This is a genomic window from Blattabacterium sp. (Blaberus giganteus) (genome assembly GCF_000262715.1).
Lineage (GTDB): Bacteria > Bacteroidota > Bacteroidia > Flavobacteriales > Blattabacteriaceae > Blattabacterium.
On the sequence record NC_017924.1, the window covers coordinates 558,856 to 570,831 of the forward strand.

Below are 11,976 nucleotides of genomic sequence, written 5' to 3' on the forward strand. Positions count from 1 at the left end.
ACAAAAATAAAAATAAAGATTTTTTTTTCACATTTCATTTCGTTGATCCATTCCCCATAAAAGTTTTTCTCTCAATGTTTGATAATATGTATTTCTTTCTTCTTGAATAAGATATATGTAAAAAGGAGCTTTCTGAATATGTAATTTATTATCCTGATTTAAATTTAAAGAAGTTAATCTTGTATCCATAGATAAAGAATATGATTTTACACGACTATGTATTTTTAAATAAATTTTTTGATGATCCGATATGATTAATGGACGTGAGAATAAATTATGTGGAGATATAGGTGTTAAAACAAAATTTTTATTTTCAGGACTAATAATAGGTCCTCCACAACTTAGAGAATATCCAGTAGATCCAGTAGGGGTAGAAATAATTAAACCATCTGCCCAATAAGAAGTCAAAAATTCATTATCTATATAAGCATCTATAGTGATCATAGATACCGTTTCTTTTCTAAGAATAACAATTTCATTTAATGCAAAATTAAAAAATCTTTGATGATCTTTTATAGAAGTTTCCAACGATAATAAACTTCTAGGCATTATATGAAGTTTTTTATTAAAAATTTTATCTATCTTTTTTATAAAAACGTCTTTATTAAAAGTAGCTAAAAAACCTAAATTCCCTGTATTCACTCCAACTATAGGAATTCCAGAATCTCTGATGAATGTAATTGCGGACAATATAGTTCCATCTCCTCCAAAAGTAAACATTAAACTAAAATCTTTAGTTAATTCTTTATAATGAGAAAACACAGGAATATTTAAATTCCTGAATTCTTCAAAAGAAGACAAAACATTAAAAAATGATTTTTCCATATAGATTTCTATAGAATGACTAGATGCATAGCCCATGAATTGATTTAAATATGGTATGTTTTTTTTAAAAAATTTTTGTCCATACACGGCTATTTTCATTGTTATAATTTTCTTTTGGGAAAATTACGAAATTATATATTAATCAATCATATACACAAATAAAAATAAATAGTTTTATTAAATTTGTTTTTTTGAACACAAAAAAAGCATAATTCACACAACATGAAAGAATCTTTGTTTCCCGCAAAAATACTACTATTTGGAGAATATGGAATTTTGAAAAATGCAAGTGGACTTTCTATTCCTCATAATATTTACAAAGGAACCTTAAAAATTCATACTGAGTTTAATCAAAAAGTTTTATGTTCCAATTACAAAATCGGAAAATTTTATAATTTCTTACTAAAAAAAAAACTCATTTCAACGAAACTTGATTTAAATCAATTACATGAAGATATACAAAGAGGTCTATTTTTTCATTCGAATATTCCTAAGGGATATGGATTAGGGAGTTCTGGAGCATTAGTTGCCGCAATTTATGATAAATACGCAAAAGATAAATTGAAAGGTATAAAAAAAAATATCATAATATTAAAAAAAATATTCAGTCAAATGGAGTCTTTTTTTCATGGAAAAAGTTCAGGTATAGATCCTTTAATTTCTTATTTAAATAAACCTTTACTCATTCGATCTGAAACAGATATTTCTGTAATAGATATACCAACCAAAAAAAATAAAGGAAAAGGAGCTATTTTTCTATTAAATTCTGGAATTTCTAGAAATTCTAATTCTATGATAAAAATTTTTTTTAGAAAATTAAAACATGAAAGTTTTCAAATTCTTCTTATAGAATTTATAAAATATAATGAAAAATGCATTGAAGCTTTTCTAAAAGAAGATTTTAACATTTTGTTAAAAAATGTTAGACGGTTGTCTATTTGGGTTTTTAATCATTTACGTTCCATGATTTCCAAAAATTTTTTGAAAATATGGGATGATGGGATCTATAATAATATTTATTATTTAAAATTGTGTGGTTCTGGAGGAGGAGGTTTTATTTTAGGATTTACACCAAATTATAATTTATCCAGAAAAAAATTGTATAAATATACAATGGAAGTCCTTTTTCGTTTTTAATTTATTTCATTTTTTTATGTATCACAAAATTAGATTAAATCATTACTTGTCCGATGCAGGAATTTCTTCCAGAAGAAAAGCGGATAAACTTATTCAATCTGGAGCAATAGAAGTAAATGGGAAACCTGTATTCAAATTAGGAACTATTATTCGGACAGATGATATTGTTAAATTTCATGGATCAAAAGTAAAATCTAAAAATAAAATTTATATACTCATTAACAAACCTAAAGGTTTTATCACTACAACACGAGATCAATTTAATAGACAAACAGTAATGAATTTAATTCCATGTTTATTTGAATATAGAATTTATCCTGTAGGAAGATTAGATTGTTCTACTACAGGAGTTTTACTTCTAACAAATGATGGATATACAGCTGAAAAATTGACTCATCCTAAGTATCATGTAAAAAAAATATATCGTGTATCACTAAATAAAAAAATTAAAAATGAAGATTTAGATAAAATAAAAAAAGGAAAAATTTATCTAAAAGAAGGAAAAGTAAAAGTCATTTTTGTAAGAAAAATAAGAAATGCTAAAAATCAAATAGAAATAGGATTGGATATAGGATGGAATAGAGTCATTAAACGAATTTTCAAAAAATTAGATTATCAAGTTGTTAGATTAGATCGTATAAATTTTGGTGGACTTTCAAAAAAAAATCTAAAAATAGGAGATTGGTGTTTTTTAAAAACAAAAGAAATAGAAAATATTACTAAAAAATATGAAAAAAATAATCATTATTAATGGTCCTAATTTAAATCTTTTAGGAATCAGGGAACCTGAATTATACGGAAATGAAAATTTTTTAGATTATCTTAATAAATTAAAAAAAAAAAAAATATTTTCTGATATAAAAATTATTTATTATCAAAATAATAGTGAAGGAAAAATTATAGATATCCTACACTCTGTAGGATTCAAGTCAGATGGAATTGTACTCAATGCAGGAGCTTATACTCATACTTCTATAGGAATAGCTGATGCTATAAAATCTATACATTCTCCTGTTATAGAAGTTCATATTTCTAACATTTATTCCAGAGAATCTTTTAGAAGAAAGTCTTTTCTTTCTCCTGTTTGTTACGGAACAATTTTTGGATTTGGATTAAAATCTTATGAATTAGGAATAATGAGTTTTTTCTTATGATTCTGATCTTGATAAGAATCATTTAGTTTTTTGATATATTGAATCAAATTATTAATTCCATATTTATTTTTTGCGGATACTTTAAACCATATAGGCATATAAAATCCATTTTTCTCAATTTCCTTAATACATAAAGAAATATTTTGATCAACAAATCTATGATTTTTTAATTTATCCGTTTTTGTAAAAACAATGCAAAAATGTGTTTTTATATCATTTAGTTTTTGTATAAAATATAAATCTATTTTCTGGATAATAAATCTGCTATCTATCAATAAAAATAAATAAGTGATATTTTTTTTATGAAAAATATAATTTTTAATTAATTTTTGCGTTTTTTTTTTATCTCTTTTTACAGAAAAAAATCCATATCCTGGTAAATCTACCAAATACCATTTATGATTTATTAAAAAATAATTCATGCATTGTGTTCTTCCAGGGGAAGAAGAAACTTTAGCTATTTTTTTTTTAGCTATGCTATTTATTAAACTAGATTTTCCAACATTAGAACGGCCTATAAAAGCATATTCAGGAAAATTATGAACAAATAATTGATTCATATTTTTTAAACTTACTTTAAATTTTACAGAAGTAATCTTCATAATTAAAATCAAATTTAGAAAGCCATTTTTCTAATATTTCTATAAATATTTTTGGATGTTCCATCATAGGAACATGTCCACATTTATCTATCCAATGTAATTCCGAATGAGGTAATAATCTATGAAATTCTTTTGCGATTTCTGGAGGAGTGACATGATCTTGTTTCCCCCAAATTAAACAAATAGGTTGTTGAATCACAGATAAATCTTTAGACATATTATATTTCATAGCACTTTTTGCAATATATAAAGTTTTAATTCCTTTTTTTTTATCATTTACAATATGAAAAACCTCATCTACTAATTCTTTAGTAGCTATATTAGGATCATAAAATACTTCTTGTGACTTTTTTCTAATATATTCATAATTTTCTCTTTTAGGAAAAGCATATCCAAAAGCTTTTTCAAATAAACCTGAACTTCCTGTTAAAACGACAGAATGTACTAAATCTATTCTTTTTTTTGCTATGATTAAAGCAATGTGTCCTCCAAGAGAATTTCCTATTAAAGTTGCTTTTTTAATTCCTATTTCCATTAAAAATTTGGTTATATATTTGGATATGTTATAAATATTAGTCAATAACAATGGCATATTATAAAGAGGCAATGAAGGAATAATGACTTTATAACCTTTTTTTGGAAAAAAATCTAAAAGAGCTTTAAAGTTGCTCAATCCACCCATTAATCCATGAAGAAGAATCAAAGGATGACCTTTCCCTTTTTTTATATAAGAAAATTTTTTTTCTTTATTAAGATTAAACATAACATCATACTATTTTAAGTATTTTTTTTGTACAGTTTCTGAACTATAAAATAAGCTTCTTTAGCAGCTATTTCTTCTGATTTTTTTTTAGAATAACCTCTTCCTTTAGTTTTAATTCCACATTCTGATATTGTAAATTCAGACAAATAAATGATTTTATTTTGATTTTTATCTTCTCTAAAAGTTTTAAAATTTATAAAAAATTTATTTTTTTGAGACCATTCGATAATCCATACTTTATAACTGAAAATTTCATTTTGTAACTTTTCAATATTTACATGAGTATGTAGAATTTTTTTATGTACAAAATCTTCACATTCTTGATATCCCACTTCAAAATAAATAAATCCTATTAAAGCTTCAAGTATATTTCCAAGTGTATTGTCAGATATCATAGATTTATCGAAAAAAATGTCTTCAATCGTTAGTTTTTTAGATATTTCATTTAAATTTCTTCTACATACAATTTTAGATCGTATTTGAGTTAATTCCCCTTCTTTTTTTTCAGGAAATCTTTTACACAAAAAATATGATATTATAGAATTTAATACAGCATCTCCCAAAAACTCTAATCTTTGAAAATTAAGATAATAATTTTGATTAAAATTTCTTTTATAAAAACTATATATGAATACTTCCTTTAAAAATACCGTATTTTTTGGACAAAACCCTAATATTTTTATCAATTTACCTACTAATACAGAATAGTCATTTTTTTCAAAAAAAGTACTATTTTCAGATAACATTTTTAAATAAAATACAAACATTATGTCCTCCAAAACCAAAAGTATTGCATAGACTAATTTTAACTTCTTTTTTTATTGCTTGATTCGGAGTTAAATTAATTTTTGAATCTATATTTTGATCTATATGGAATAAATTTATAGTTGGAGGAATAATCCCTTTTCTTAAAGGAAGAATAGAAGCAATTGCTTCTATTGCCCCAGCAGCACCTAATAAATGTCCAGTCATAGATTTTGTAGAATTAATATCTATATTATGTATATTATCATGAAATACTTCTTGAATTGCTTTTATCTCTGCAAGATCTCCTAATTTAGTAGATGTTCCATGAGAATTAATATGATCAACTTCTTTATATTCAATACCTGCATCTTTTATAGCTGATTTCATAGCTAAAACAATTCCTTTTCCTTCCGGATGGGGAGTTGTAATATGATAAGCGTCTCCAGACATTCCTACTCCTGCAATTTCAGCATATATATTTGCTCCTCTGTTTTTAGCGTGTTGATATTCTTCAAGAACAAGACATCCTGCTCCTTCTCCTAATACAAAACCATCTCTGTTTTCGTCAAAAGGACGTGATGCTGTTTTATAATCTTCATTTCTGGTCGATAATGCATGTAAAGCATTAAAACCACCTACTCCACTTTGTGTTATGGCGGCCTCAGATCCTCCAGTGATCATAATATCAGTTTTCCCTAAACAGATTAAATGATAAGCATCTACTATTGCATTAGAAGATGAAGCGCAAGCAGATACCGTTGCATAATTCGGTCCATGAAGACCATAATTCATAGAAATAACCCCAGCAGTAATATCTATTAGCATTTTAGGAATAAAAAACGGACTAAATTTAGGATATTTTCCTCCACGTACATAATCGGAAATAGACTCTTCTAAATTTAAAAGACCTCCAATTCCAGAAGCCCATATGACCCCTATTCTTTCTCTTTTTTCTTTTGAAAAATCGATTCCACTATTTTTTATCGCTTCTTCAGAAGCGATAATGCCATATTGTGCACAAGGGTCCAATTTTCTAATTTCTTTTTTTTTAAAAAAAATACTTGGATCATAATTCTTCAATTCACAAGCAAATTTAGTCTTATATTTTTTAGTATCGAAATAAGTAATGGGACCACAACCATTTTTTCCGAAAACAAGAGAACTCCAATACTCCTCTACAGTATTCCCTATAGGAGTAATAGAACCGATGCCAGTAATCACTACTTTTTTTAATTCCTCCATATTCATTCATACATAATACATAAAAAAAATGTCTGTCTAATCAGTTTTTTTTTTTTTCTGTATTTTCTTTCTTTTTCTCCATCAAAAGATTTTCTATAGCTTGTATAGCTTCACCTACTGTTGTGATTTTTTCAGCTTTTTCATCTGAAATACTTATATTAAATTCTTTTTCAAACTCCATAATGAGTTCTACTATATCTAGTGAATCTGCTCCTAAATCATTGGTAAAACTAGCAGTAGGAGTGATGTCACTTTCTTCTACACTCAATTTCTCTACAATAAGAGCATTGACTTTGGATGCAATATCAGACATAGATTCATAATTTTTTTTATGATACAAAATTAGTAAACTTTTGTAAATCATATATAAATTTGCTTCACGTATAAATAGAACATGATATATGATCTCTTTTTCTCTTTCTCTAAAAAATTATGGAATTTTGAATTCTTCATATAATTGGCAATTAACCCCTGAAAAACTACAAAAAATCATTATTCAAAAAAAAATGGGAGTTGAAACAAAATCAGGCGTTATATCCATAAATACAGGGGTCTTCACTGGAAGGTCTCCTGAAGATAGATTTATTGTAAAAGATAATATTACAGAACAAAAAGTTTGGTGGAATGAAAAATTTAATCAATCTTTTGATTCAAAAAAGTTTGATTGTTTATATCAAAAAATGGCCCGATATTTATCAGGAAAAACATTATATATTCGAGATGGATATCTTTGTTCCGATAAACGTTATCAATTAAATGTTCGTTCTATTAGTGAATATCCATGGTCTGATCTATTTATTCATAATCTTTTTTTAAGATTTCAAAAAATGGAAAAAATTTTTCCAGATTGGTTATTATTATGTGCTCCAGGATTTCAGGCTAATCCCATAAAAGATGGAACACGAAACAAAAATTTTTCTATATTAAATTTTTCTAAAAAAATAATCCTTATTGGAGGGTCAGGATATACAGGTGAAATTAAAAAATCTATATTTTCTGTTCTAAATTTTATACTTCCTATGTATAGGAATGTTTTTCCTATGCATTGCGCCGCAAATGTAGGAAAATATAAAAAAGATACGGCTCTTTTTTTTGGATTATCCGGAACAGGAAAAACTACAATTTCTAATGATATCAATAGAAATTTAGTTGGGGATGATGAACATGGATGGACTTGTGATAACATTGTTTTTAACTTCGAAGGAGGATGTTATGCTAAAATATTAGGCATTTCTCAAAATAACGAACCTATGATTTATCATGCTATAAAAAAAGGAGCTATGTTAGAAAATGTAATTTTAAAAAAACAAACTAGAGAAGTAGATTTTTTAGATGATACCATTACTCAAAATATGAGAATTAGTTATCCCATTAATTTTATAAAAAATATAGAAAAAAAGTTATTGTCTTCTAACATAAAAAATATTTTTTTTCTAACTTATGACGCTTTTGGGGTTTTACCGCCTATATCTAAACTTAATAAAGCACAATCTTCTTATTATTTTTTATTGGGATATACTTCTAAAGTAGCTGGTACTGAATTAAATATAAAAAAACCAAAAGCAACTTTTTCTTCTTGTTTTGGAGCTCCATTTATGCCTTTACATCCCGTTCAATATACAAAAATGTTAATGGAAAAATTAGATGAGACTGAAATCAATGTTTGGATGGTTAACACCGGATTGATATCGGGAGGTTATTCATTTGGATATCGTATTAAATTAGATGATACACGTAAAATCGTAAAAAATGCTTTGGATGGAGTTCTATCAAAAGTTCCTTATGAAAAATATCCTATTTTTAATTTTAAAATACCAAAATATTGTCCTGGAGTCTCTTCTAATATATTGAATCCTAAAAATTCATGGAAAAATAAAAAAATGTATCAAAATCAAGTAAAAATACTTGCAAAAAAATTTATTCAACATTTTGATATATATAAACAATACATAAACAAAAATATCTCGTCTGGAGAACCTATTTTAGAATAGGTGATTTATCTATTTTATTTTTGATAATATAGCTGTATAGATTTTTTAATATATTTTCCTAAAATATCAAATTCTATATTTACAATATCACCTATTTTCATCAAGTGTAGGTTTGTTTTATCATAAGTGTAAGGAAGAATAGATACATTAAATATATATTTATGGCATGTTATTATAGTAAGACTTATTCCATTAATAGCAATAGAACCTTTTTCTACAACTGCAGAATCCAATTTTTTTTTAGATTTAAAAAAAAATAACCAGCTTCCATTTCTATTTTCAATTTTAATAATCATAGCAATCGTATCTACATGTCCTTGAACTATATGTCCATTCAATCTTTTATGTAACGTAATGCCTCTTTCTAAATTCACTTCATCTTTAATTTTTAAAAAATTTAAATTAGTACATAATAAAGTTTCTTCAGAAGCTATGACTGTATAAGTTTTTTTATTGATATTCATAATACTTAAACAAATTCCATTATGACAAATACTTTGATTGATTTGAATTTCGTTATCCAGAAATGGGTTATCGAAAGTTATATGAAGATTATTTTTATCACGATTTAATTTATGCACTTTTGCCGTGCATTCCACGATCCCAGTAAACATATTTATAGTTTCTTCAAATTTTAGTATTATTATAATAATATGAATTATAGAAAAAAAAAAATAAAAGTGGGATTCACCACAGGTGATATTAACGGAATAGGAATAGAAATTTTTTTGAAAGTATGTTGTAAAAAAAAACTTTTAGATTTTTTTACTCCAATATTATTTGGATCTACTAAACTATGTTTTTATTATAAGAAAATTTTAAATATGGAAATTAATAATATACGAGAAGTAAGAAATTTTAAAGAAGTTGTTGATTATAAAATCAATGTATTTAATATATGGAAAGAAGATATTAAATTTGAATCTATAAAAATCAATCATCCCGAATCAGGAAGATATCCCTTTTCATCTTTGAAAAAAGCTGTAAAAGCCTTAAAAGAAGGAAAAATAGATGTACTTGTAACTGCTCCAGTTAATAAAAAATGCATGAATTTCAAAAATTTTTCATTTGTTGGTCATACTGAATATTTACAAAATGTTTTAGAAGGAGAATCCTTAATGTTTATGATTCATGACATTTTAAAAATTGCTTTAGTCACTAATCATTTAGCTTTGAAAAAAGTAAGTTCAGAGTTAAATATAAAAAAAATAATAAAATCAATTAAAATTTTACGTAAATCTCTCCTCATAGATTTTTCTATAGAAAAACCTAAAATTGCAGTTTTAGGATGTAATCCGCATTCAAGTGATAATGGATTAATAGGAAATGAAGAAAGAACAAAAATTAAACCAGCTGTTGATAACTTATTTCAAAAAAAAGGATGGTTAGTTTTTGGCCCTTATTCTTCAGATAGTTTTTTTGGAAATCAAAGCTATCGTAATTTTGACGCAATTTTAGCTATGTATCATGATCAAGGATTAATTCCTTTTAAAACCCTAACTTTTCATCAGGGAGTAAATTTTACAGCTGGTCTTTCTCATATTCGAACATCTCCTGACCATGGAGTTGCTTATGATATAGCTAAAAAAGGAATTGCCAATGAAAATTCATTTGAAGAAGCGATTTTTAGTGCTATAAAAATATTCAAAAATAGAAAAGAATATATGAAATTCAGTTTCAAAAAATTATCATAGAATTACAATCACCATGTTTTTTTTTACTTGTAAAAATCCACCTTTTATTTTAATTTCCTTTTTTCCATTTTTTTTTTCATCTAATTCTAATTTTATAGAACCACTTTTTAATATAGATATGAATGAAGCATGATTTTTTAATACTTGAAAATATCCATGATATCCAGGTGCTATAACAGAAGTTATATCTCCTTGATACAAAATTTTATGAGAGCTAACAATTTTTATTATCATAAGTTAGTTAATTGTTAATTTGTTAATTAATGATCGATAACATTTTTTTTCCACTTTCTATAACTTGTTCAATTGTTCCTTTTAAATTAAAAGCCGCTTCTGGAACTCCATCTAACTTTCCATCTATTATCAAATTAAATCCTTTTATAGTATCTTCAATTTTTACAAATTCTCCTTCTATTCCCGTAAATTGTTTCGCCACATGAAACGGTTGAGATAAAAAACGTTGAACACGTCTAGCTCTAGAAACTATTAATTTATCTTCTTCACTTAATTCTTCTACACCGAGAATAGCTATAATATCTTGTAAAGAATTATATTTTTGCAAAATTTCTTTCACTCTTTGTGCACAATTATAATGATTTTCGTCTATAATCTCTGGAGATAAAATACGTGAAGTAGAATCTAAAGGATCTACTGCAGGATAAATTCCTAAAGATGCAATTTTTCTGGAAAGAACAGTTGTTGCATCCAAATGCGAAAATGTAATAGCAGGGGCTGGATCGGTTAAATCATCTGCAGGAACATAAACCGCTTGCACGGAAGTTATAGACCCTGTTTTTGTAGATGTTATTCTTTCCTGCATAGCTCCCATTTCAGATGATAAAGTAGGTTGATATCCTACTGAGGAAGGGATTCTTCCTAATAATGCTGAAACTTCTGATCCTGCCTGAGTAAAACGAAATATATTATCTATAAAAAACAATACATCTTGTCCTTTTTTTCCTTTTTCTTCTAAATATTGATCTCTATAATATTCAGCTAAGGTTAACCCTGATAAAGCAACTCTTGCTCTAGCTCCAGGAGGTTCGTTCATTTGACCAAAAACAAAAGTAGCTTTGGATTCTTTCAAAGATTCTTTATCCACTGTAGAAATATCCCAATATCCTTTTTTCATAGATTCCATAAAAGATTTTCCATATTTTATAATTCCAGATTCCAACATTTCTCTTAATAAATCGTTCCCTTCTCTAGATCTTTCTCCAACTCCTGCAAAAACAGATGGTCCTCCATGTATTTTTGCTACATTATTGATTAACTCTTGTATCAATACAGTTTTTCCAACCCCTGCTCCACCAAATAATCCAATTTTACCTCCTTTAGGATAAGGTTCAATTAAATCTATAACTTTAATTCCTGTATACAAAATTTCTGTTTCAGTAGATAAATCTACAAATGCAGGAGATTCTCTGTGAATCGGTTTAGTTTGAGATCTATCAATATCTCCTAATCCATCTATACAATTTCCTAAAACATTAAAAACCCTACCATTAATAGACTCCCCGACAGGAACACAAATTGGTTGATCTAATGCATAAACTTCTTGACCTCTTTGCAATCCGTCCGTTACTTCCATAGAAATGCAACGAACATTATTTCCTCCCATATGTTGTTGAACTTCCAATATGATTTTATTATCTTTAGATAAATGGACTTCCATCGCATCATAAATTTTAGGAAGATAAGACCCTTCTTGAAAAGAAACATCAATAACTGGTCCTATAATTTGAGTAATTATTCCCTTAAATTTTTTTTTATTCATTATGCATCTCTTTTTTTTTAATATTTATACAATTACATTTGCAC

The 11,976-nt window shown here is 26.3% G+C and carries 14 protein-coding genes; 5 read left to right on the forward strand and 9 right to left on the reverse strand.

The genetic code is table 11. From position 1 onward, the window contains the following. Positions 1-27: 27 nt before the first annotated feature. Complete coding sequence (locus tag BGIGA_RS02695) at positions 28-924, reverse strand: NAD kinase (RefSeq protein WP_014726836.1); 897 nt, start codon at positions 922-924, stop codon at positions 28-30. 123 nt (positions 925-1,047) lie between these two features. Between BGIGA_RS02695 and BGIGA_RS02700 the strand changes: the two genes are divergently transcribed. The 3 genes from BGIGA_RS02700 to BGIGA_RS02710 are packed head-to-tail and all read left to right on the forward strand — an operon-like array spanning position 1,048 to position 3,116. Beyond that, positions 1,048-1,962 (forward strand): mevalonate kinase, encoded by a 915-nt coding sequence (locus tag BGIGA_RS02700; RefSeq protein ID WP_014726837.1) that lies wholly within the window; start codon positions 1,048-1,050, stop codon positions 1,960-1,962. Positions 1,963-1,978: 16 nt separating this feature from the next. Next, entirely contained in the window at positions 1,979-2,713 is a 735-nt protein-coding gene (locus BGIGA_RS02705; RefSeq protein ID WP_014726838.1) for a pseudouridine synthase, read from the forward strand. Further along, positions 2,691-3,116 carry a type II 3-dehydroquinate dehydratase gene (locus BGIGA_RS02710; protein ID WP_014726839.1) on the forward strand — a complete coding sequence of 142 codons (426 nt, stop codon included), beginning with the start codon at positions 2,691-2,693 and terminating at the stop codon, positions 3,114-3,116. The genes BGIGA_RS02705 and BGIGA_RS02710 overlap by 23 nt, the downstream gene beginning before the upstream one ends. Here the strand turns inward: BGIGA_RS02710 and yihA are convergent. Genes yihA through BGIGA_RS02735 form a run of 5 tightly spaced genes read right to left on the reverse strand, consistent with a single transcriptional unit; the run spans position 3,083 to position 6,783 of the window. Then, positions 3,083-3,718, reverse strand: a complete 636-nt coding sequence (gene yihA, locus BGIGA_RS02715) for a ribosome biogenesis GTP-binding protein YihA/YsxC (RefSeq protein WP_014726840.1) — start codon at positions 3,716-3,718, stop codon at positions 3,083-3,085. The genes BGIGA_RS02710 and yihA overlap by 34 nt on opposite strands. Next, positions 3,693-4,481 (reverse strand): alpha/beta fold hydrolase, encoded by a 789-nt coding sequence (locus BGIGA_RS02720; RefSeq protein ID WP_014726841.1) that lies wholly within the window; start codon positions 4,479-4,481, stop codon positions 3,693-3,695. The genes yihA and BGIGA_RS02720 overlap by 26 nt, the downstream gene beginning before the upstream one ends. 14 nt (positions 4,482-4,495) lie before the next feature. After that, positions 4,496-5,227: a ribonuclease III family protein gene (locus BGIGA_RS02725; RefSeq protein WP_014726842.1), complete on the reverse strand. Its 732-nt coding sequence runs from the start codon at positions 5,225-5,227 to the stop codon at positions 4,496-4,498. Further along, a complete protein-coding gene (gene fabF / locus BGIGA_RS02730; RefSeq protein ID WP_041178353.1) occupies positions 5,217-6,470 on the reverse strand; it encodes a beta-ketoacyl-ACP synthase II in 1,254 nt (417 codons plus the stop codon). The genes BGIGA_RS02725 and fabF overlap by 11 nt, the downstream gene beginning before the upstream one ends. Positions 6,471-6,510: 40 nt before the next feature. Further along, positions 6,511-6,783, reverse strand: coding sequence for an acyl carrier protein (locus tag BGIGA_RS02735; protein ID WP_014726844.1), 273 nt, complete (start codon positions 6,781-6,783; stop codon positions 6,511-6,513). Positions 6,784-6,871: 88 nt separating this feature from the next. Between BGIGA_RS02735 and BGIGA_RS02740 the strand changes: the two genes are divergently transcribed. Beyond that, positions 6,872-8,461 carry a phosphoenolpyruvate carboxykinase (ATP) gene (locus BGIGA_RS02740; protein WP_014726845.1) on the forward strand — a complete coding sequence of 530 codons (1,590 nt, stop codon included), beginning with the start codon at positions 6,872-6,874 and terminating at the stop codon, positions 8,459-8,461. 14 nt (positions 8,462-8,475) lie between these two features. Here the strand turns inward: BGIGA_RS02740 and BGIGA_RS02745 are convergent, their stop codons facing one another. After that, complete coding sequence (locus tag BGIGA_RS02745) at positions 8,476-9,075, reverse strand: riboflavin synthase (protein WP_014726846.1); 600 nt, start codon at positions 9,073-9,075, stop codon at positions 8,476-8,478. Between the two features lie 39 nt (positions 9,076-9,114). Between BGIGA_RS02745 and pdxA the strand changes: the two genes are divergently transcribed. Then, positions 9,115-10,155 (forward strand): 4-hydroxythreonine-4-phosphate dehydrogenase PdxA, encoded by a 1,041-nt coding sequence (gene pdxA / locus BGIGA_RS02750; protein WP_014726847.1) that lies wholly within the window; start codon positions 9,115-9,117, stop codon positions 10,153-10,155. Here the strand turns inward: pdxA and BGIGA_RS02755 are convergent. Both BGIGA_RS02755 and atpD read right to left on the reverse strand, forming a co-directional pair. Further along, on the reverse strand, positions 10,150-10,389 hold the full coding sequence (locus tag BGIGA_RS02755; RefSeq protein WP_014726848.1) for a F0F1 ATP synthase subunit epsilon: 240 nt from the start codon (positions 10,387-10,389) through the stop codon (positions 10,150-10,152). The genes pdxA and BGIGA_RS02755 overlap by 6 nt on opposite strands. Positions 10,390-10,411: 22 nt before the next feature. Continuing rightward, positions 10,412-11,932 (reverse strand): F0F1 ATP synthase subunit beta, encoded by a 1,521-nt coding sequence (gene atpD / locus BGIGA_RS02760; RefSeq protein WP_014726849.1) that lies wholly within the window; start codon positions 11,930-11,932, stop codon positions 10,412-10,414. Between the last annotated feature and the right edge of the window lie 44 nt (positions 11,933-11,976).

Bases quoted from the DNA above. Each gene is read 5' to 3' on its own strand.
- BGIGA_RS02695 (WP_014726836.1), bottom strand. From the start codon at position 924: ATGAAAATAGCCGTGTATGGACAAAAATTTTTTAAAAAAAACATACCA.
- BGIGA_RS02745 (WP_014726846.1), bottom strand. From the start codon at position 9,075: ATGTTTACTGGGATCGTGGAATGCACGGCAAAAGTGCATAAATTAAAT.
- BGIGA_RS02725 (WP_014726842.1), bottom strand. From the start codon at position 5,227: ATGTTATCTGAAAATAGTACTTTTTTTGAAAAAAATGACTATTCTGTA.
- BGIGA_RS02720 (WP_014726841.1), bottom strand. From the start codon at position 4,481: ATGTTTAATCTTAATAAAGAAAAAAAATTTTCTTATATAAAAAAAGGG.
- yihA (WP_014726840.1), bottom strand. From the start codon at position 3,718: ATGAAGATTACTTCTGTAAAATTTAAAGTAAGTTTAAAAAATATGAAT.
- BGIGA_RS02735 (WP_014726844.1), bottom strand. From the start codon at position 6,783: ATGTCTGATATTGCATCCAAAGTCAATGCTCTTATTGTAGAGAAATTG.
- BGIGA_RS02700 (WP_014726837.1), top strand. From the start codon at position 1,048: ATGAAAGAATCTTTGTTTCCCGCAAAAATACTACTATTTGGAGAATAT.
- BGIGA_RS02755 (WP_014726848.1), bottom strand. From the start codon at position 10,389: ATGATAATAAAAATTGTTAGCTCTCATAAAATTTTGTATCAAGGAGAT.
- BGIGA_RS02710 (WP_014726839.1), top strand. From the start codon at position 2,691: ATGAAAAAAATAATCATTATTAATGGTCCTAATTTAAATCTTTTAGGA.
- atpD (WP_014726849.1), bottom strand. From the start codon at position 11,932: ATGAATAAAAAAAAATTTAAGGGAATAATTACTCAAATTATAGGACCA.
- BGIGA_RS02740 (WP_014726845.1), top strand. From the start codon at position 6,872: ATGATCTCTTTTTCTCTTTCTCTAAAAAATTATGGAATTTTGAATTCT.
- BGIGA_RS02705 (WP_014726838.1), top strand. From the start codon at position 1,979: ATGTATCACAAAATTAGATTAAATCATTACTTGTCCGATGCAGGAATT.
- pdxA (WP_014726847.1), top strand. From the start codon at position 9,115: ATGAATTATAGAAAAAAAAAAATAAAAGTGGGATTCACCACAGGTGAT.
- fabF (WP_041178353.1), bottom strand. From the start codon at position 6,470: ATGGAGGAATTAAAAAAAGTAGTGATTACTGGCATCGGTTCTATTACT.